At 62.9% G+C, this 20832-nt stretch carries 20 protein-coding genes; 11 read left to right on the forward strand and 9 right to left on the reverse strand.

Features of this window, described 5'->3' with window-relative positions; all coding sequences use genetic code 11:
• From VFB05_RS10375 to VFB05_RS10395, 5 genes are all read left to right on the forward strand, one after another.
• Window positions 1–321 (forward strand): class II fructose-bisphosphate aldolase (locus VFB05_RS10375; RefSeq protein ID WP_325011841.1); only part of this gene is annotated, 321 nt, incomplete at its 5' end.
• Window positions 322–352: 31 nt separating this feature from the next.
• Window positions 353–1813: a form I ribulose bisphosphate carboxylase large subunit gene (locus VFB05_RS10380; RefSeq protein ID WP_325011843.1), complete on the forward strand. Its 1461-nt coding sequence runs from the start codon at window positions 353–355 to the stop codon at window positions 1811–1813.
• A gap of 15 nt (window positions 1814–1828) precedes the next feature.
• Window positions 1829–2245 carry a ribulose bisphosphate carboxylase small subunit gene (locus VFB05_RS10385; RefSeq protein ID WP_325011845.1) on the forward strand — a complete coding sequence of 139 codons (417 nt, stop codon included), beginning with the start codon at window positions 1829–1831 and terminating at the stop codon, window positions 2243–2245.
• A gap of 181 nt (window positions 2246–2426) precedes the next feature.
• Window positions 2427–3377 carry a CbbX protein gene (gene cbbX / locus VFB05_RS10390; protein ID WP_325011847.1) on the forward strand — a complete coding sequence of 317 codons (951 nt, stop codon included), beginning with the start codon at window positions 2427–2429 and terminating at the stop codon, window positions 3375–3377.
• Window positions 3374–4096, forward strand: coding sequence for an HAD-IA family hydrolase (locus tag VFB05_RS10395; protein ID WP_325011849.1), 723 nt, complete (start codon window positions 3374–3376; stop codon window positions 4094–4096). Before cbbX ends, VFB05_RS10395 begins: the two co-directional genes overlap by 4 nt.
• A 144-nt stretch (window positions 4097–4240) precedes the next feature.
• On the opposite strand, the gene VFB05_RS10400 is transcribed toward VFB05_RS10395, so the two are convergent.
• Window positions 4241–6265: a PBP1A family penicillin-binding protein gene (locus tag VFB05_RS10400; RefSeq protein ID WP_325011850.1), complete on the reverse strand. Its 2025-nt coding sequence runs from the start codon at window positions 6263–6265 to the stop codon at window positions 4241–4243.
• A gap of 143 nt (window positions 6266–6408) precedes the next feature.
• Window positions 6409–7353 (reverse strand): LysR family transcriptional regulator, encoded by a 945-nt coding sequence (locus tag VFB05_RS10405; RefSeq protein WP_325011852.1) that lies wholly within the window; start codon window positions 7351–7353, stop codon window positions 6409–6411.
• 207 nt (window positions 7354–7560) lie between these two features.
• On the opposite strand from VFB05_RS10405, the gene VFB05_RS10410 reads away from it, so the two are divergent.
• The 6 genes from VFB05_RS10410 to VFB05_RS10435 all read left to right on the forward strand — a co-directional run bounded on the left by VFB05_RS10410 (window position 7561) and on the right by VFB05_RS10435 (window position 13494).
• Window positions 7561–8658 (forward strand): ABC transporter ATP-binding protein, encoded by a 1098-nt coding sequence (locus tag VFB05_RS10410; protein WP_325011854.1) that lies wholly within the window; start codon window positions 7561–7563, stop codon window positions 8656–8658.
• A 41-nt stretch (window positions 8659–8699) separates the two neighbouring features.
• Entirely contained in the window at window positions 8700–9404 is a 705-nt protein-coding gene (locus VFB05_RS10415) for an HAD family hydrolase (RefSeq protein WP_325011856.1), read from the forward strand.
• A 1-nt stretch (window position 9405) separates the two neighbouring features.
• A complete protein-coding gene (locus VFB05_RS10420) occupies window positions 9406–10728 on the forward strand; it encodes an FAD-binding oxidoreductase (protein ID WP_325011858.1) in 1323 nt (440 codons plus the stop codon).
• 66 nt (window positions 10729–10794) lie between these two features.
• Window positions 10795–11835 carry an ABC transporter substrate-binding protein gene (locus VFB05_RS10425; protein WP_325011888.1) on the forward strand — a complete coding sequence of 347 codons (1041 nt, stop codon included), beginning with the start codon at window positions 10795–10797 and terminating at the stop codon, window positions 11833–11835.
• Window positions 11836–11848: 13 nt separating this feature from the next.
• The gene (locus VFB05_RS10430) at window positions 11849–12712 is read left to right on the forward strand and encodes an ABC transporter permease (protein ID WP_325011860.1); all 864 of its coding nucleotides are present in this window, start codon (window positions 11849–11851) and stop codon (window positions 12710–12712) included.
• Window positions 12709–13494 (forward strand): ABC transporter permease, encoded by a 786-nt coding sequence (locus tag VFB05_RS10435; RefSeq protein WP_325011862.1) that lies wholly within the window; start codon window positions 12709–12711, stop codon window positions 13492–13494. Before VFB05_RS10430 ends, VFB05_RS10435 begins: the two co-directional genes overlap by 4 nt.
• 12 nt (window positions 13495–13506) lie before the next feature.
• Here the strand turns inward: VFB05_RS10435 and VFB05_RS10440 are convergent, their stop codons facing one another.
• Genes VFB05_RS10440 through VFB05_RS10470 form a run of 7 tightly spaced genes read right to left on the reverse strand, consistent with a single transcriptional unit; the run spans window position 13507 to window position 20814 of the window.
• Entirely contained in the window at window positions 13507–14538 is a 1032-nt protein-coding gene (locus VFB05_RS10440) for a biotin-dependent carboxyltransferase family protein (protein WP_325011864.1), read from the reverse strand.
• Entirely contained in the window at window positions 14535–15290 is a 756-nt protein-coding gene (locus tag VFB05_RS10445; protein ID WP_325011866.1) for an allophanate hydrolase subunit 1, read from the reverse strand. Before VFB05_RS10445 ends, VFB05_RS10440 begins: the two co-directional genes overlap by 4 nt.
• Window positions 15287–16057: a 5-oxoprolinase subunit PxpA gene (locus tag VFB05_RS10450; RefSeq protein WP_325011868.1), complete on the reverse strand. Its 771-nt coding sequence runs from the start codon at window positions 16055–16057 to the stop codon at window positions 15287–15289. Before VFB05_RS10450 ends, VFB05_RS10445 begins: the two co-directional genes overlap by 4 nt.
• A 27-nt stretch (window positions 16058–16084) precedes the next feature.
• Window positions 16085–17350 carry an ABC transporter substrate-binding protein gene (locus tag VFB05_RS10455; protein WP_325011871.1) on the reverse strand — a complete coding sequence of 422 codons (1266 nt, stop codon included), beginning with the start codon at window positions 17348–17350 and terminating at the stop codon, window positions 16085–16087.
• Window positions 17351–17393: 43 nt separating this feature from the next.
• Entirely contained in the window at window positions 17394–18134 is a 741-nt protein-coding gene (locus VFB05_RS10460; protein ID WP_325011891.1) for an ABC transporter ATP-binding protein, read from the reverse strand.
• 5 nt (window positions 18135–18139) lie between these two features.
• Window positions 18140–18991, reverse strand: a complete 852-nt coding sequence (locus tag VFB05_RS10465; protein ID WP_325011873.1) for an ABC transporter ATP-binding protein — start codon at window positions 18989–18991, stop codon at window positions 18140–18142.
• Window positions 18991–20814, reverse strand: a complete 1824-nt coding sequence (locus tag VFB05_RS10470) for an ABC transporter permease (RefSeq protein ID WP_325011875.1) — start codon at window positions 20812–20814, stop codon at window positions 18991–18993. The genes VFB05_RS10465 and VFB05_RS10470 overlap by 1 nt, the downstream gene beginning before the upstream one ends.
• Between the last annotated feature and the right edge of the window lie 18 nt (window positions 20815–20832).

The raw sequence follows: 20832 nt of genomic DNA on the forward strand, positions 1-20832 counted from the left end.
ACCTGGGGCGTCCCGGTCGAGGAGATCGTGCGCGGCATCAAGCACGGCGTGCGCAAGGTCAATATCGACACCGACTGCCGGCTGGCGATGACCGCGATCTTTCGCAAGGTGGCCTCGCAGTCGAAAAGCGAGTTCGATCCGCGCAAATTCCTCAAGCCCGCGATGGACGCGCTGCGCGAACTGTGTCGCGAGCGCTTCGAGCAATTCGGCACCGCCGGCAAGGCGGATCGCATCAAGCCCATCCCGCTTGCCGAAATGGCGTGTCGCTATCGCTCGGGCGCGCTCGATCCGAAAATCGAGCGCATGACAGAGGCGGCCTGACGTCCGTCGACCAAAACAGAAGGAGTGTCAGATGAAACATGAATCGATCACGGTGCGCGGCAAGGATCGCTACAAGTCCGGCGTGATGGAATACAAGCGCATGGGCTACTACGAGCCGGACTACGAGCCCAAGGACACCGACGTCATCGCGCTGTTCCGCGTGACGCCGCAGGACGGCGTCGATCCGACCGAGGCTTGCGCCGCGGTCGCCGGCGAGTCATCAACCGCGACCTGGACCGTGGTGTGGACCGATCGCCTGACCGCGGCGGAGAAATACCGCGCCAAGTGCTATCGCGTCGATCCGGTGCCGAATTCGCCGGGCAGCTACTTCGCTTACATCGCCTACGACCTCGATCTGTTCGAGCCGGGCTCGATCGCCAACTTGTCGGCGTCAATCATCGGCAACGTGTTCGGCTTCAAGCCCCTCAAGGCGTTGCGACTGGAGGACATGCGCTTTCCCGTCGCCTATGTGAAGACATTCCAGGGACCGGCAACCGGGATCGTTGTCGAGCGCGAGCGGCTCGACAAGTTCGGCCGTCCGCTGCTCGGCGCGACCGTGAAGCCAAAGCTCGGTCTGTCCGGCCGCAATTACGGCCGCGTCGTCTACGAGGCACTGAAGGGCGGTCTCGATTTCACCAAGGACGACGAGAACATCAACTCGCAACCCTTCATGCATTGGCGCGAACGCTTCCTCTACTGCATGGAGGCCGTCAATCGCGCGCAAGCAGCAACCGGCGAAATCAAGGGCACCTATCTCAACGTCACCGCGGCGACGATGGAGGACATGTACGAACGCGCGGCATTCGCCCGCGAAATCGGCTCCAACATCATCATGATCGATCTCGTGATCGGCTACACCGCGATCCAGTCGATGGCGAAATGGGCGCGCAGGCACGACATGATCCTGCATCTGCATCGCGCCGGCCACTCCACCTATACGCGCCAGCGCAGCCACGGCGTGTCGTTCCGTGTCATTGCCAAGTGGATGCGGCTCGCTGGCGTCGATCACATCCATGCCGGCACGGTGGTCGGCAAGCTCGAAGGCGATCCGAACACCACGCGCGGCTATTACGACGTGTGCCGCGAGGACTTCAATCCGACCAAACTCGAGCACGGCATCTTCTTCGACCAGCATTGGGCCAGCCTCAACAAACTGATGCCGGTCGCCTCCGGCGGCATTCACGCCGGCCAGATGCACCAGCTGCTCGAACTCCTCGGTGAGGATGTGGTGCTGCAATTCGGGGGCGGAACCATCGGCCATCCGCGCGGCATCCAGGCGGGCGCGACCGCCAACCGCGTCGCTCTGGAGGCGATGATCCTCGCCCGCAACGAGGGCCGCGACTACGTGCACGGGGGTCCGGAGATCCTGGCCAAGGCGGCACTGTCCTGCACGCCCCTGCGCGAAGCGCTCGAAGTCTGGAAGGACGTCACGTTCAATTATGAATCGACGGATTCGCCCGACTTCGTTCCCACGCCCTCCATCGCGATGTGAAAAGGAAACTCTCAAATGCGTGTGACCCAAGGATGCTTCTCGTTCCTCCCCGATCTGACCGACGAGCAGATCAAGAGCCAGGTTCAATACTGCCTCGACAAAGGCTGGGCGGTGAACATCGAGTTCACCGATGACCCGCATCCCCGCAACACCTATTGGGAGATGTGGGGACTGCCGATGTTCGACCTGCGCGACGCGGCCGGCATCATGAAAGAGCTCAGCGACTGCCGGCGCGTCTATGGCGATCGCTACATCCGCATCTCCGGCTTCGATTCAAGTCACGGCTGGGAGTCGGTGAGGCTCTCGTTCATCGTCAACCGGCCGAAAGAGGAGCCCGGATTCCGGCTCGACCGGCAAGAGGCGGCCGGGCGCAACATCCGCTACGCGACGCGCGCTTATGCCGCCGATCGTCCCGAGGGCGAGCGCTACTAGTGCGGCGAATTTGAAGTTCCTTCCAGTTACGCTGCAAGTTCGTTGTAGGCACTTCAAATTCAAAGCCGCACTAGAATCAATATGTTGCTAGAGCTCCTTTGATTCCGAAGTTCGCATCAGAGGCTGCTGCGATTGCTTGCGAACTTCGGAATCGGAGCTCTAGTCGTAAAGGGCGACAATCATGGCTCATCCCAATCTTCAGGCCGTCGCGCGCGAAGCAGGTGGCGGATCCGCCGCCCCCTCCTCCGTCGATCTGCGGCAGGAGTTCGAGGCCGTCGAGATCGCGCCGATCCTGGCGCAGCTCGATCAGGAATTGATCGGGCTTCTGCCGGTGAAAAACCGCATCCGCGAGATTGCTTCGCTGCTGCTGGTCGAGCGCATCCGCCAGAAGATGTCGCTCGCCACCACCTACCCGACGCTGCACATGTCGTTCACCGGAAATCCCGGCACCGGCAAGACCACGGTGGCAATGCGGATGGCCGGCATTCTGCACCGCCTCGGCTTTGTCCGTCGCGGCCATGTCATCAGCGTCACGCGCGACGATCTGGTGGGCCAGTACATCGGTCACACCGCGCCGAAGACCAAGGAGATACTGAAGAAGGCGATGGGCGGTGTGCTGTTCATCGACGAGGCCTATTATCTCTACCGGCCGGAGAACGAGCGCGACTACGGCCAGGAGGCGATCGAAATCCTGCTCCAGGTGATGGAAGCGCAGCGCGAAGATCTCGTTGTGGTGCTCGCCGGATATCGCGACCGCATGGAGCGGTTCTTCCAGAGCAATCCGGGATTCCGTTCCCGCATCGCCCATCACATCGATTTCCCCGACTATTCCGAAGCCGAATTGCTCGCGATCGCCGAATTGATGCTGGTCGAACAGAAATACCGGTTCTCGGTGGAGGCGCGCGAGGCTTTCACCCGTTACATCGGCTTACGCAAGTCGCAGCCGCTGTTCTCTAACGCGCGCTCGATCCGCAACGCGCTGGACCGGATCAGGCTGCGGCAGGCCAACCGGCTGGTGTCCAATCTCGACCGCGTTCTTAGCTCCGACGATCTGATGGCGATCGAGGCGAATGATGTGTTGGCGAGCCGGGTTTTCTCCGGCGGGTCCGACAAGGAGGGTGCCGCGCCATGAATGTCGAGACACTGTCGGCACTGCTCCGCCCATGCAGTTTGAAAGATCGAGTCGCGCGGGCATCAGCGCTCGTGCTCGATGTCGACGGCACGCTTGCCGAGACCGAGGGCATTCATCGCCGCGCCTTCAACGCGGCGTTCACGGAAGCCGGTCTTGACTGGTATTGGGACCACCGGACTTACAAGAAACTCTTGCGGACAACCGGCGGCAAGGAGCGCATTCAGGCCTTTGGCCGGACACGCTATCCCAGGGTCTTCCTGTCCGATCCCGACGTAGCCGCATTGCACCGGCTGAAGACAACGCACTACGGCCGGCTGATCGCCCAGCACACCTGCCGGCTGCGGCCCGGCGTGGCAGCCTTGATCCGCAATGCCCTTGCGCGCGGGCAGACGCTTGCGATCGCGACCACAACGACATCAAGCAATATCGACGAGCTGTTGTCGGTGGCCTTGGATCGCAACTGGCGCAACCTGTTCGCCGCCGTTGTTGCCGGCGACGACGTCGCGGCCAAGAAACCGGCGCCGGACGTCTATCTCGAGGTCCTCGCAAGGCTTGGACACCCTGCGAACGACTGCCTTGCGATCGAGGATTCCGCCAACGGCCTGAAGGCCGCCTCATCAGCCGGAATCCCGGTGTTGATCAGCCGCAGCGAATATTTTCGCGATGACGATTTCTCGGGAGCGCTGGCGGTCGTCGACGAGCTGACCGAGCTGGTTTAGCCGCAGCTTGCGGTTCCGATTTGTGCGCCAAAGCCGGCCATCGGTTCCGACGATATTGGCCGATGGCAACGGGCGGTCACAGTCCGTAAACTACGACGCTTAAGACGCCGCGTCGCGTAACGGCCGCCGCGTCTCATTTCGCGTTCATCGCGCGCAATATTGTCGCGGCCCACCGTCATAGGGTTGATAAGTGCAATCCGACGCGCGGAACGAGTGGTAGAATCCCTCGCAGACCGGGATATTGCACCGGGCGTCCCCGGTGTCGGAGGGCGGCTGCTCTTGGTCCCCGGCGGATGCGACCGGCGCGTGCGCCTGTCCAACGGTATTCCCCGGAACGCGCGGCGGCAGGGTCGCATTGACCTCGGTCGTGCTGGGGGCGCTCGGCGTGTGCGCCTTCTCCATGAAATCCTTCCAGATCATGGCTGGTAGCGTCCCACCGGTGATCTTCTTCATCGGAGTGTGATCATCGTTTCCAACCCAGACACCGACAACAAGGGAATCGTCAAATCCGACGAACCACGCATCCTTGTAGTCTTGTGTCGTTCCGGTCTTGCCTGCGGCAAATCCCGATAGCGCGGCGGCACGACCCGTGCCGTGCTCCACAACTCCCCGCAGCAGGTCGATGAGTTCATTTTGATACGGCCCAAGGTCATGCCGCGACTGGCTGGCAGCATCGAACGACACGAAGTCGCGGTCGTTCGGGGTCTTGATCGCGGAAATGCCGCGCGGGGTGACAGGCGCCTTGCCGGCGCGCACCGCGGCGTAGGCCGACGTCAGATCGAGCAGCGTCACCTCGGCAGTGCCCAGCGCCAGGCTCGGATTGTTTGCAAGCGGCGCATGCAGACCGAGGTCCCGCGCAGCCGAAATCACCGCGCCGATACCGACCTGCTGCGACAGCCGTACGGTGGCGTCGTTGAGCGAATTGGCGAAGGCTTCCGCGAGCGTGACCTCACCGTGATTATGCCGCCCATAGTTCCCGGGACGCCAGCCATTGATGTCGACCGGCGCATCGAGAATTTCGTTGTCGGATTTATAGCCCTGGCGCAGCGCCGCGTAATAGTCGAACAGCTTGAACGCGGAGCCGGGTTGCCGGCGGGCTTCGACTGCGCGGTTGTACTGGCTTGCAGCGTAGCTCAGCCCTCCGACCATGGCGACGACTGCGCCATCGGGCCGCATCGCCACGAGCGCCGCCTGGCCCGCATGCTTCTCGGCGCCATATTTGCCGAGGGTTGACTTGACGATGTTTGCTGCCGCCTGTTGCAAACGCAGATCGATCGTCGTGCGAAGGCGAACCGTTCCCCCAAGCTTTGGAATGATCGGATACGTATTGTTGTAGACCCAATCGACAAACCAGCCGCTCGACTCCGGTGAAATTTCGGTTGAGTTGGGTGTTGCCGGGTGCAGCTTTGCCAGCAGCGCCGCATCCTCCGTCAACTTGCCGTTAGCGACCATCGAATCGAGAACGCGTGCGGCGCGGCTCCGCGCTGCTTTGAGATCGTGAAAGGGATCGTCATGGCTTGGGGCGCTGATCATTCCCGCAAGCATCGCGGCTTCGGCAACGCTCAGATGAGCTACATCCTTGCTGAAGTAGATCTTCGCGGCGGCCGGAAAGCCGATCGCGCCCGAGCCAAGGTAGACATTATTGAGGTAACTCGTGAGGATCTCGTCCTTCGACAAGCGATGCTCGAGCCAGATCGCGATCGCCGCCTCTTCGAATTTGCGCTTGTAGGTCCGCTGCGGACCGAGAAACAGGTTCTTCACCAGTTGCTGGGTGATGGTGCTGCCGCCCGCGACGATCCTGCCAGCCTTGAGATTCGCGCTGAACGCCCGCAGCGTTGAGAGCGGCCTAATGCCCGCGTGCTGGAAGAAGCGCCGATCCTCCACGCTGAGCACGGCATTGACGACATTGGCCGGCATGTCCTTCGCATCGACCGGCGCAAGCTGCAGGTTCCCGTTGTGAAAGAGATCATGGCCGTCGGCGGAGGTCAGCAGGACAACGCGGCGCGAGGTGACTTCGGCGGCGGAAGGCCAGCGAATGCCGGCGAGCAGCCAACCCGTCGCAGCCAATCCAATGACGATTGCACCCACAAGCACAGCGGCGGTGAGGCGGAACAGCAATCTCGAGGATCGGCGCACGGTCGGGCCGTCGCCGGCCGGATGCGCGTCCATGGCAATGGTTCCATCGGGAAGGCACCGATGAGAAACGCATGACCGGAGGATGAGTTGCTTTGGGCAGACGGCCCGGCACCGCCAAGCGACGAAAGTGGGCGCAAATGCTGGTGATCGAGGCTACGATGCCGCCATTCCGGTGTTCAATAGCAGACCGTCATCAGGTTCAGATGCGGATAGAGGCGGTCGATCTGCGACACTTCGTGTCGCATCTGCTCGACGATCCAGTCCTTGATCTCGGCGGCGACAGGACGCATCGAGCGGTTACGCGGGGCTAGAAATTCGCAGACGCGGCGCGTGGTGGAGAGGCTATCCGCCGCCGGCACCAGCGCGCCGGTCAATAACCAGTGCGAGGCCACCGTGAGCCAGCCGAGCGCAATGCCCTGTCCGAGCAACGCCGCCTGCACGACCACGGCATAGTCGGTGAAGCTGAGCATCTTGGTCGGGCCGGATCGCTTGGTGAGAAAGCGCGGATAGTCTTGCGCCCAATCGCCGGGCGTGTCGGCAAGCTTGATGATGGTGTTGCCTTCCGGCGGCTCGCCATCGTCGGCATTGCGGTAGCCAGGACTGCAGATCGGCAGCATCACCTCGTTCATGACGAGCGTCCCGCCGGCGCCCGGCTCGTCGCGATCGCGGAAGCGCATGCCGAGATCGACATTCTCGACCGCACCTCGCAGCGCTCCCGATATCAACTGGAAGCGAAGATCGACGGTTGGAAATTGCCGCTGCAGCTTGTCGATGCGCGGCATCAGCCAATGCGTGGTGAACGCCGAGGACACCGAAAGCGTGACGGTTTCAGTGCCCTTGCGCCGCCGCTCGATCTCGATCAGCCCGCTCTCGATGCTGCGGAATCCATCGACCACGCGCCGGTAGAGCAGTTCGCCTTCTTCCGTCAGCACGGCGCGGCCTTGCGCGCGATCGAACAGGCGCACGCCGAGATGCTCCTCGAACTGTCCGAGCATCCGGCTGACCGCAGGCTGGGTGACATTCAGTTCGGCGGCCGCCGCCGTAAAGCTGCCGTTGCGCGCGGCCGCGTCGAACACGAACAGCGCATTGCTCGAAGGCAGCATCCGGCGAAGGTCTGGCATAACATCAGATTATGCCCGCGGTGAGAATTTGGCAATTGCCGGAAAGTGCCAAGTCTGATTGCATTTGGCTAAGAGCCCGACAGAAGAAGAGGCAAATGCCAGCCATCGCGCGGCGGCGCAAGCTTCGCGCTCATTGCCGCGGCTGGTCGACTATAAGACGAAATCATGCCGGTTTTGATGTCGCCTTCACCTTGAGGCGGGAGACGGATGACGGGTCCATCATCGAACAAGCGGGCCGAAAGGGTCGAAATCCGGCGCGCCAGCAAGAATTACGGACCCGTGCGCGCGCTCGACGACGTCTCTCTTAGCGTCGCCGCCGGCGAGTTCGTCTCGCTGCTCGGCCCGTCAGGGTCCGGCAAGACCACCCTTCTTGGCATGCTTGGCGGCTTCGTCCAGCCCTCCTCCGGCTCCATTCATTTCGGCGATCTCGACGTCACCTACATGCCGCCGCACCGGCGCGACATCGGCGTCGTGTTCCAGAACTACGCGCTGTTCCCGCATATGAGCGTCGGCGAAAACGTCGCCTTCCCCTTGAGGGCGCGGCGCCTCCCCAAGTCCGAGTGGCCCGGCAAGGTGCGTGCTGCGCTCGCAATGGTCGGCCTCACCGGTTATGAGGGCCGCGGCATCGCCCAACTTTCCGGTGGCCAGCGACAGCGCGTGGCGCTGGCGCGGGCGATGATCTTCGAGCCGCGCCTGATCCTGATGGACGAACCGCTCTCGGCGCTCGACAAGCAGCTCCGGGAATCCATGCAGATCGAATTGCGCGAACTGCACAGGCGTATCGGCGCAACCATTGTCTATGTCACCCACGACCAGCGCGAGGCGCTGACAATGAGCGACCGCGTCGCCATCTTAAAGGACGGCAGGCTCGTGCAGATCGACGAGCCGAAGCGCCTCCACGACCATCCCGCGAACTCCTTTGTCGCCAGTTTCATCGGCGAGGCGAGCCTGCTCCCGGTACGCCGCGTCGATGGTTCCAGCGTTGCGCTCGGTTCGACGGTGCTGCGCAGCGCGCGGACCGTCCCGAACGACGATGGGCTTGTGCTCGCGGTGCACAGCGAAAAACTCCTGATCGACGACGGCAACGCCGATCCCGCCTCGAACCGCCTCACGGGCACCATCACCGACATCGTCTATCAGGGCGAAAGCCTGCGGATCTTTCTCGCGCTCCCTGACGGCCTGCGGCTCAGCCTCCGCCAGCCCAGTCATCACGGCGCCTACCGGAACATTCCTGCGCCCGGCGGCAGCATCACGGTCGCGCTTCATCCCGAAGACACGATCGTGGTTGCGAAGGCCGACGAATGAACATCCCTCAACCCCGCATCAACCAAAGAGAAGAAGCCCCCATGTCGTTCTCAGATTTCAAGGTCCTCACCTTCGACGTCGTCGGCACCTTGATCGACTTCGAAACCGGCGTCCTATCCGCCGTCCGCAAGATCGCAGGCAGAGCCGCGGCCGAACTCAGCGACGACCAGATCTTTGCGTCCTACAAGCGCGGCCGCGACGCGCACCCGGAACGATCGAGCGAGGTGATGTTTGATGTCTACCGCTTCCTCGCCGGCGAACTCAAACTTCCCGCCGACGACGCGGCCTGCGATGCCTTCCAGCTGGCGGTGCTGCGCTGGCAGCCTTTCTCCGATTCCGTCGAGGCGTTGAAGCGATTGCGGACCAAATTCCGCCTGGTCGCGATGACCAATGCCGATCGCGTTGCGCTGTCGGCTTACGCTCACGCGCTCGGCAATCCCTTCCACGACACCGTCTGCGCCGACGAGACCGGCGTCGCCAAGCCGAACCCGGAGTTTTTCGCCTACAACAAGGGCCGGCAATCGGCGTTCGGCTACAAGCAGTCCGATATCCTGCATGTGGCGCAAAGCCAACACCACGATATCGGGATCGCTCGGAAACTCGGTTACAAAGTGTGCTGGATCGAGCGCCGCCAGGGAATGAAAGGCTTCGGCGGAACGCCCGAAGTCGCAACCCTCACCGAACCCGACTTTCATTTTCCGACCATGAAGGCTTTTGCCGACGCAGCCGTTGGAGCTCTCGCGTAACATGCTCTCGCGCCCGGACCAGACCTGGACGAACACGCTGTCCCCGGCCGCCTCGCTATGGGCGCATACGGCAGAGCCGGAGCGCGTGTTGCCATCGCTGTCAGGTGACGCTCAGGCCGAAGTCGTGATTATCGGCGCGGGCTATACGGGCTTGTCCGCGGCCCATCACATCGCCAAAAGCGGCCTTCGGCCGATCGTGCTGGAGGCCAATCAGCCCGGCTGGGGCGCGAGCGGCCGCAACGGCGGGGTCATCACCGCCAAATTTCGCCGCTCGTTCCGCGACATCGATACTGCGCATGGCCGCACCATGGCAAAGCGCATGTACGAGATCGCACACGAGTCCGTCGACATCGTCGAGGAGTTGGTGTCGGAGTTCGGCATCACGGCAGCACGGCTGACGCGCTCTGGCCAAGTCAAGGCCGCGCATAGTCATTCCACGCTTCAGGCGGCGATCGATGAAGCCGAATGGATGAAGCGTGAGATGGGAGACGCGGACGTTCGAATCCTCGACGCCCATCAGGTACGCGATGAGACCGGCTCCGGTGTTTTTGTCGGCGGCGTGCTCAATCCGGGTTCCGGCGGCATTCATCCTTTGAATTATTTGCGCGGCCTCGTTAACGGTCTCACGCGCCGCGGCATCGTGATCTTCCAGAACACGCCGGTGCTCAGGCTGCGGCGAGAAAACGGAAGCGTGATTGCGGAGACACCATCTGGCGCCGTGAGGGCGCGACAGGCGATTATCGCCACCAACAGCTACTCCGATCTGACGCCGGCCACGCGCCATATGCAGCGGACGTTGATTCCGTTTCGCAGCGCCATCATCGCGACCGAGCCGTTGCCGCGCAATCTCGCCGGCCGCCTGATGCCGACGGGGCGGACCTACACCGAGACCAAGCGCATGATGCGCTGGTTCCGCATGGTCGATAACCGCGTCATCTTCGGCGGCCGCGGCGCATTCGGGAAGCAGGATTCCGAAGCTGCTTTCGTCGCCTTGCGAAAAGCCATGGTCGGCATTTTCCCCGAATTGGCCGACTTGCCACTCGCCTTCAAATGGTCGGGCCTCGTTGCCATGACGCTCGATTCCGTCCCGCATATCGGCCGCCTCGACCAACAGACGCTGTTCTCGATGGGCTACAACGGCGCGGGCGTGGCGATGTCGAGCCTGATGGGGCGCTATCTCGCCGCCTTCGTTCGCGGCGAAAGGCCGGATGTCGGCCTGCTCGACGCCAGCCGCCTCAAGACCATTCCGCTTTACCCGCTGCGCGAGCCGGCCGTGCGGATGGTTGCGGGCTGGTACCAATTTCTGGACGCGATCGGGAAATAACGGCTGATCATCATTAGAGAGGAACCGAACATGGCCATCGTACAAAACTCTCCGCATCTCGGGCGCATGCTGTTCGGCGCCGGCGTTGCAACTCTTCTTGCAACCTTCGCCCCGATCAGCGCCGCTGGAGCGGCCGATCAAGTCACCTTCGTCTCGCAAGGTGGCGCGTATCAAAAAGCGCAGACGGTGGCGATCCTCGACCCGGCCGCGAAAAAGCTCGGCATCACCGTCAACCAGGACTCGGCGCCCGACGCCTGGCCGGTAATCAAGACCCAGGCCGCTAGCGGCAAGCCGACCTGGGATGTCGTCGATACGCCGACCGGCTATTGCCTGCGCGGCGGCGAGCAGGGGCTGATCGAGAAACTCGATTTCTCAAAACTCCCCAATGCGGCAGCGATGCCTGCTGCCTATCGCAACGATTACTCGGTGGCTTACGAATTCTATTCGAGCGTGCTCGCCTATAGCACGAAGACGTTTGCGGCCGGCGCGGCGCCAGACAGCTGGGCCGATTTCTGGGACGTGAAAAAGTTCCCGGGCCGCCGGGCGCTGCGCAATCACCCGATCGCAACGCTGGAAGCGGCCCTGATGGCGGACGGCGTTGCACCGGACAAGCTTTACCCGCTCGACGTCGACCGCGCCTTCAAGAAGCTGGATGAGATCAAGCCGCACATCACGGTCTGGTGGACCTCCGGCGCGCAATCGGCGCAGCTATTGAACGACGGCGAGGTCGACATGGAGATGGCGTGGAACGGCCGCGTCAGCGCCGTCGCCAATGAGGGCGCCAAGGTCGGCTTCACCTACAACCAGGGCATTCTGCAAAGTACCTCGCTTTGCATTCTCAAGGGCGCGCCCAACATGGCGACAGCAGTTCGTTTTCTCGACGAGGCCGTCGATCCCGTGCTTCAGGCCAACCTGCCGCTTCACATCGATTATGGGCCTGCGAACCCAAAAGCCTTCGACACCGGCGTGATCAAACCCGAACGCGCCGCCCAACTGCCGAGTTCGCCGGACAACGTGAAGAAGCAGGCGCTGATGTCCTACGCCTGGTGGTCGTCGCCGGAGGGCGAAGCCGCGGAAAAGCGCTGGGCGGCTTTCATGCAGAAGTGAGAGCACGCCATCGATGCCCACCGCCGATCCATCGCTGAGGCACTATCGCCGCGAACAGGGCCTGATGCTGGCCCTTAGCCTGCCGGCGCTTTTGGTGGTGCTGCTCTTGATCGTGGTTCCCGTCGGTTGGCTCGGCTGGCAATCGATCTATCACGACGGCTTCACGTTCGAAAATTACCGCCGCATCTTCAGCGAAGATATCTATTGGAAGACGTTCCTCTTCACCTTCGAGATCAGCCTTCTGGTCACGGGGCTCGCGCTCCTGCTCGGTTACCCCCTCGCCTATGCCGCGCACGCCGCTTCAAAAGGCTGGAGCATCGTCATTTTGGCACTGGTGGTGCTGCCGTTCTGGACCAGCGTGCTGGTGCGCGCTTATGCGTGGCTGGTGCTCCTGCAACGAACAGGCGTGATCAACCAGCTCCTGCAAAGCCTCGGCATCATCAGCGAGCCCTTGGCGCTCGTGCACAATATGTTCGGCACTGTGGTTGCGACCGTTCATATTCTTCTGCCCTTCATGGTGCTGCCGCTTTACGCCGCGATGCAGAAAATTCCGGCCGATCTGATGCAGGCCGGAGCTAGTCTGGGTGCAAGTCCTTCGCACGCCTTCCGGCGAATCTTCCTGCCGCTGTCGCTGCCCGGCGTGCTCGCCGGATCGACACTCGTGTTCGTGCTGTGCCTCGGCTTCTACATCACGCCAGAACTGCTCGGCGGCGGCCGCGCCATCATGGTTTCGATGCTGGTGAGCCGCAACGTCGAGCTCTACAACCAGTGGGGTGCGGCAAGCGCCGTCGGCGTCGTGCTGCTGCTCAGCGTCGGGATCATCTTCTTTGTGGTCAGCCGGTTCATTCGGCTCGATCGCGTGCTGGGGGTGCAATGAAGACGTCCTCGCCGCACCGGATCGTCTTCGCGCTGTTTTGCGCCGCAGTGCTGCTTTATCTGATCCTGCCGATCCTGATCATAGCGCCGATGTCGTTCTCCAGCGCGCGATTCCTGACCTTCCCGCCGCCATCTCTGTCGCTGCGCTGGTACCGGGAATACATCGAGAACCCCGCCTGGATGCAGGCGACCTTGGTGACGCTGACAGTCGCGCTCTGCACCGTGGCGATTGCGACCCCGCTCGGCGTCGCCGCCGCCTACGCCATCAGCCAGTCGAAACTGCGCATCATGCGCATTGTTCACGGCGCGTTGCTGTTGCCGCTGGTGGTGCCGATCATCATCACCGCGGTCGGCATCTTCTTCGTCTATGCAAAGATCGGCCTGATCGCCACCATGACTGGCCTTGTGTTTGCCAACGTCATGCTCGGCCTGCCCTACGTCGTCATTTCCGTCGTCGCCGGCTTGCGGAGTTTCGACATGACGCAGGAGATGGTGGCACGCAGCCTCGGCATGAACCGCCTGCGCAGCTTTTTTACGGTGACATTGCCGCAGATCAGCTCAAGCGTGATCGCCGGCGCCATCTTTGCGTTCATCTCGGCGATGGATGAGACGATCGTCGCGATCTTCATTTCCGGCGGGCAATATCAGCCGCTGACCAAAAGGATGTTTACCGCGCTACGCGACGAAATCGATCCGACGATTGCGGCGATCTCCACTTTGATGACGGCGGTATCCTTCATGCTGGTTTTGATCGCAAGCACGCGAAACAAGAAGAACGCCTGATGGCCCGAGCCGTCAATCGCCGGCAACGACGCCGTCGATCAGGTTGAGCCCCAGCAGGAACTCCGGCGAGAATTCGCTGCGCAGCATCGGCTCGACGACGACGCCCTCGGCCAGGCTGGCGGCTTCCGCGCGCCGCGCGGCGACGGCCTCCTCAACCGAGACGATCTCAAACCGAAACGGCGTTCCACCGCGCGTCTGCGCGAGCCGGCCGAGATCCGGACCGATCACGGTCGCAATCTTTGGATAGCCGCCGGTCGATTGGCGATCCGCCATCAGCACGATCGGGCGACCGTTTCCCGGCACCTGGATCGCGCCCATCGCGATGCCGTCGGAAACGATATTGTAGCCGCGCGCATGTGTGAGCGTCGGTCCATCGAGATAGAAGGCCATCCGATCGGCGCGAGGAGAAACTGTCCACGGACCGTCGCGGAAGGCCTCGATCTGCTGCTGGTCGAAGAAATCGTCCTGCGGACCGAGCACGACGCGCACGATGCCCGGCGGCCGATCAAGCCATGGCGCAACGATGCGCCCGAGCGGCAGCGCGGATCGACGCGTGACTTCGATGGGCAATCGATCTCCTGCCCTGATCGCACGACCGTCGATGCCGCCGACGCCGGTCCTGGCATGTGTGGCATGCGAGCCCAGCACCTGCGGCAACATGAATTCGCCGGCCACCGCGAGATAGCACCAGGCGCCGCTCTGCCCGGCCCGGACCTTCAGCACGGCGCCCGGCTCAAGCGTGGCAACGACGCCGCCGGCAGGTAACGGGCGATCGTCCAGACTGATCGCAAATTCTCCGCCCGCAACGGCGATCATGACGGGCAAGGATTCCGCGGCAAGCTCGATGCCGCCGATCGACACCTCGATCGCGGTTGCACCTGGCGCATTCCCCAGCGCGAGGTTTGCGGTGGCATGCGCGAGCGCATCCATCGGCCCGGCCGCTGTGATGCCATAGCGCAGATATCCGTGACGGCCCGCGTCCTGCAAGGTCGCACCGGGACCCGCCGAGATGATCCGTAAGCTCGCGCTACGATCGGATGTCATCCGGCCTGCTTTCGGGCGACGATTTCGCCGCGGCCCGCGCGCTCTTCAAGGATGCGGAAGTCGCTGACGCCGACAGGCTCGAACCGCAAATCGTCACCCGGTTGGATGAAAAACGGATTTTCCCGCTCCGGCGCATAGAGCCGCTCCGGCGTGCAACCGAGCACATACCAGCCCGTCGGCATGACGAACGGCGCGATGACGCCAAGTCCGCCACCGATCAAGACCGAACCGGCCGGATGCGGCAAGCGCGGCTCCAGCCGTCGCGAGATGACGAGCTTATCCGGCAAACCGCCAAGATAGAGCTGTCCCGGCGCAAAGCCATACATATAGACCCGCAAGCTCACCCCCGTGTGCAGGGCGACGATCTCGTCCGGTGCAAGTTTCAGAATTTGCGCTGCTTCCGCGATATCTTCGGAAAACGGCGGCTCGTAACAGCACGGCAGAATCCAGGTCGCTGGCTTTGCTCTCGGCGCCGATGCCGCGATCGCCGCTTCGCGCGCGATCCGCATCAGCCTGCCGCGATCGAGCTGCAAGGGATCGTAGTGAATCATCAGCGAGCGGTAGGTCGGAACGCATTCGCGCAGCCCCGCCGGCGGATCGACCCGAAGCGCCGCATCCAGCGCGAGCACCCGCGCGTTGATCACGGGATCGACGGTATCGCCGAACTCGACCACCAGGGCGGTCTCGCCGGCGCTGAGAAATCGCGGAAAGGACGCCGCCGAAGAAGGATCGGCGCTGGCCGCTGGCTTCATGCGTGGCCGGTTCCGAACTGCTTCAGGACGATTCCGGCCTGCTCCAGTCGCGTTCGGATCAGGCGGGCGGTTTCGACCGCATGGATGGAATCCCCGTGCACGCAGATCGAATGCACCGGCGTCGCCAGATGCGTGCCCTGCGCCGTGATGATCGCCCCCGCCTTGATCATCTCGATCACTCGCTTGGCCGCCTGCTCCGGATCGAGGATCATGGCGCCCGGCTGGCCGCGCGGAATCAACTGCCCGGCTTCGGTATAGCCGCGGTCGGCATAGATTTCCTGAAATGACGCAATGCCGATGGCCTCGCTCGCGACGATCAATTCACTCAGCGCGGGCGCCAGACACGCAAGGTTGCGATCGACCGCTCGCGAAGCACGCGCGACCGCGTCCGCCACGGCCCGGTCCTCGCAGGCGATGTTGCCAAGCGCGCCGTGAGTCTTGACGTAGGTGATGCGGTGGCCGGCATAGGCCGCGAGCGCCGCGGCCGCGCCGATCTGATAGGCGACCAGCCGCTCGATCTCACCGACGGAAAATGGCAGGCGGCGCCGGCCGAATCCCCACAGGTCGGGAAATCCGGGATGCGCGCCCACATTGACTCCGCGCTGACGGGCCGTCGCGAACGTCTGCGCCATCACCTCGGGATCACCGGCGTGGAAGCCGCACGCCACGTTCGCGGATGTGACGATCGACAGCATCGCCTCGTCGTCGCCGCAGCGATAGGTGCCGAAGCCCTCGCCAAGATCGGAATTCAGATCGATAGACGGCATCTTGTTTTTCTCGTTGATTGGCGCTTGTCAGCTCTTCATCGGCCAGCGCGGCTCCGCAACCGCGACCGCCTCGGGAAAGATGGTCGCGAATTTGTCGCCGCCAACATACTGGATCAACACTGGATCGGCGTCGGGATTTTGTCCATCGGGGCCGAAATGGACCCGCTTCCACGGCATGATGGTCCGCGTTCCCGGAATATCTGTCGCGGCAAGCGCGTCACGGATCTTGGTGCCGTCCACCGATCCGGCGCGGTCGATGGCGTCGGCGAGCACAAGCAAGCCCATCAGCTCGCGCGAGGTGGCGTCGTTGAGGTCGCGCTTGGCGCGCGCCTTGAACATGTCGTTGACTTTGTAGATCATCGGCCGCCTTTCAGCCATGTCGATCGAAAAGCTGGCGCGCGTGATCACGCCGACGGCCTTGTCGCCGACGGCATTGTAGAATGCCGGGTCGACGAATCCGCTGGCTTGCGCGATGATGTTCTTCGGCTTGTAGCCCAGTTCTTCCATCGTCTTCACCAGCAGAATTGAATCGCTGGTATAGCTCGAGGGCAACAGCACGTCGGCGTCCGCAGCCTTGAGCTGCTGCACTTCGACGCTCAAGGACGTCGCATTGGCGCGATACTTGATGTCGGCGGCAATCTTGTAGCCGCGCTCGGCCGCCAGCTTGCGCTGGACGTTCGATGAATCGGTGCCGAAGATGGTGTCTTCACAGAACAGGCTGATGGTTTCGATCTTCTTGCCCTTGGCGCGCTGGGAATCGAGGAAATCGAACATCGCCGCTGAAAACATCTCGTCCTGGGCCGCCGGGCGAAAGAAGAACTTGTAACCGCGCCGCGCCAGACTCGGCGAGGACGAGTCCGCGCACAGGAACGGAAGGCCGTAACGCTCTGCGACGCCGCTGACGGTGGACGAAACCGAGGAGAAATAACAGCCGATCAGGGCACAAACGTTTTCCTGGGTGATCAGCCGTTCGGCCTCGGCGCGGCCCTTTTGCGGATCGAGCTGGTGATCGGCGAAGATCAGCTTGATCTTGGCGTTGCCGAGCGAAGCCAGGCCCGCATTCTTCGCGGTCGGCAGATCGAGATCATAGGAATTGTTGACGATGTCGGCCGCGGTCTCCATGGCGTGGCGTGCATCGATGCCGGTCTGGGCGTTGGCGCCCGACATCGCAAACAGCACGCCGATGGGGATCTCCTTGGCGCCCTGCGCCATGGCACGGCCGGACAATCCCGGCACACTGGCGAACGACAGGGCGGACGCGCCACCGCTCACGAGAAATTCCCTGCGATTCATGTCCCCACTCCTGCAATCAAGGAAAATTCATTATGGAAGAGTTTCAGCCGGTGGCCAATCCGCCTCCGCCGAGATAGGCGTCACGCACCCGTGTGTCGTTCTTCAGCATACGCGCCGGACCGGAAAGGACGATCCTGCCCGTCTGCAGAACGTAGGCCTCGTGAGCGATTTCGAGGGCGAGAGAGGCATTCTGCTCGACCATGAAGATCGAGACACCGTCCTTGTTGATGGTCCTGATCAGATCCAGCACGCGATCGACGTAAAGCGGCGAAAGCCCCATGGTCGGTTCGTCCATGACGATCATCCGCGGCCGGCTCATCAGCGCCCGCGCCATCGCGACCATCTGCTGCTCTCCGCCTGACAGCGAGCCGGCGCGCTGCGAAAGCCGCTGGCCGAGTTTGGGAAACAGCGTGAGCACTCGCTCGAGGTCTCGCGCCACCTCGGCGCTATCGCTGCGAACGAACGCGCCCATCAGGATGTTTTCCCTGACGCTCATGTCGGCAAACAGCCGGCGCGCCTCCGGCACCGACGCAATGCCGCGACGAACGATCTGCGGCGTCGTCAGGCCCAGCATCGAGGCGCCGTCAAACGTCACCTCGCCCGAACGCGGCCGCACCAGGCCGAGAATGATTTTCATCGTGGTCGATTTGCCACTGGCATTGCCGCCAAGCAGGCAGACGATATGGCCACGCGGCACCTCGACCGAGAGATCAAAATGCACCTGCGCCTGGCCGTAGAAGGTGTTGATCCCGGTCAGTTGCAGGAGGGGCGTTGCGGAGGACATGACATTCATGTTGCCGGCTCCCGCTGATCCGCCGACGCGCGCGACAGTCCATGGCCGAGATAGGCCTCGATCACCTTGGGATCGTTCCGCACCTCTTCACCCGCCCCTTCGGCGATCTTCCTGCCTTCATCCATGACGACGATGCGGTCGGACAAACGCATGACCATGTCGAGCTTGTGCTCGATCAGGAGGATCGTCAGGCCCTCGGCCTTGAGTTCGGCAACGAGCGCCTGCATTTCCTCAGTCTCGCTCGGGTTCATGCCGGCCGTGGGCTCGTCGAGCAATAGCAGCCGCGGTTTGAGCGCCAGCGCCCGCGCGATCTCGACGCGGCGGCGATTGGCGTATGACAAGCTGTAGGCCGGTTGATCGATGCGCGGCAGCAGGCGGTCGCCAAACCGCGCCAGGATCGCCCTCACCTCTTCGCGGAGCTGCTCCTCTTCTGACGTGACCGAGGCAGGCCGCAGCAGCGCCAGTCCAAGCTCGAGCAGCGGCCCGATCAACGGTACGTCAGGTTTCACGGCGGATAGCCGCGCATGCGCGCCGATCAGGACATTGTCCATCACGCTGAGATTGCCGAACACACGGCCAAGCTGGAAGGTGCGCGCAACGGCCTTTCCGGCGAGCTTCTCCGGCGAAAGACCGGTGATGGGGTGTCCGTCGAGATGCACCTCGCCGGCGTCGGGCCGGTCGAGACCGGTCACGAGATTGAACAGGGTTGTCTTGCCGGCGCCGTTCGGCCCGATGATGCTGACAAGCTCGCCAGCCGCGAGATCGAGATCGATCGCATCGACGGCGGTCAGCCCGCCAAACCGGCGGGTCAAGCCGCGCAGAGAAAGGAGCTGTGCGGGTTGGGCCATCAGATCGTTCCCAACAGGCCCTGCGGCCTGAACCGCACCAGCAGCAAAAGCACGATGCCATAGATCAGGATACGGTACTCGGCGGCGATGCGGAAAACCTCTGGCAGGCCGACCAGGGCTACGGACCCTACGATCGCACCGAGCACGTTGCCGAGCCCGCCAAGGATGACAATCGTCAATGCGAGAATCGATTGTTGCGTATTGAACGTCTCGTGATTGATGTAGGAATAAAGATGCGCGGCGATGCCGCCGCTGACGCCGGCCGCAAACCCGCCGAAGATGAACGCCAGCGCCTTGTAGCGGTTCAGACTGAGGCCGTAGGCGCGCGCCGCCACATCGTCGTCACGGATTGCGCGAAAACTGCGGCCGATATGCGAGCCCAGCAACCTCACTTGCACAAGCGCCAACAAGACCATGACGACAAAGCAGAACCAGTAGATCGACGCCGCGCCGATGAGGTCATAGCCAAACAGCGACAGTGGCGGGATGCCGGAAATCCCGATCGGCCCGCGCGTCACCGGCTCCCAGTTCAGAATGACCAGCGACACAATTTCGCCGATGGCAAGCGTCGCGATGGACACATAATGCCCACGCAGCCGAAACGACGGCGAGATCAGAAGCGTGCCGAGCGCAGCGCTCATCAGCCCGCCGCAGATGATTGCGACGCTTACCGGAAACGCAAGATTCACCGATAGCAGCGCCGAGGTATAGGCGCCGATCGCAAGCAGCGCGGCATGTCCGAGCGACACCTGCCCTACCGTGCCGGCGACAAGCGTCAGGCTGAGCGCCAGCATGCCGAACAGCCAGGCGTTGGTCAGGGTCTGGAGCACGTAGGACGAAACCGGAAACAGCGGCAACAGCACGAAGACGGCGAATGCCATCAGCAAGGCCCAAAGCGGAAGACGGACAGGACGACTGGGCGCGACGAAGGTGCCGGTTAACGGCTCCGGCGGGAGTTGTCTGGCGCTCGCGAACAGGCCGTTCGGCCGCAGCACCAGGACGCCGATCAACAAGAGGAACGCGAACAGATTGCGATAGCTGGTGCCGAACAGCGCGACGCCGTAACTTTCCACGAGGCCAAGCAGGAGGCCGCCGGCGACCGCGCCCGGCACATTGCCGGCGCCGCCGACGACCTCCGCGACAACACCCTTGAGCGTCGCCTGAAGGCTCATCGCGGTGTCGATCTGGTTGTAATACATGCCGACCAGCGTGCCGGAGAGCCCACCAAGTGCGGCGGCGATCGCGAACACGACCTGGTTCACGCGGTTGACGTCGACACCCATTTGCATCGCGGCATCGCGATCCTGTGCGGCAGCCCGCACGGCCCATCCGAGCTTGCTGAAGCGCAGGAACACGAACAGCAGCAGCGCGCTGGAGATGCCGACGCCGGCGATCAGGAGGTCGAGCAGTCCAATCGTTCCGCCGCCGACCTGGAAACGGATGTCGGGCAACTGGCTCGGCAGCGCGCGCGGGTTGGGCGAAAAGATCAGCATGACGATCTGATCGAGCACGAAGCTGATGCCGATCGTAGCCAAGAGCGGCGCGATACGCGCCGAGTTCTGCAGTGGCCGCAGGCCGAACCGCTCGATGATCAGTCCGACCAAAGCGCTCGCCACCGTGACCAGCACAATCGTCACGGCCAGCGGCGTGCGCAGCTGCACCACCGCGACCCAGCCGATATAGGCTCCTACGACATAGATCGAGCCCTGTGCGAAGTTGATCAGCCGGCTGACGCCGAAGATCAGCGCGAGCCCGACGGCAACGAGCGCATACAGATTGCCGACGATCAATCCGTTGATCGTGTAATCGAGCCAGGAAGACACGCTAGGTTTCCAATACGA

The organism is Bradyrhizobium sp. (genome assembly GCF_035652035.1).
Taxonomy (GTDB): domain Bacteria; phylum Pseudomonadota; class Alphaproteobacteria; order Rhizobiales; family Xanthobacteraceae; genus Bradyrhizobium.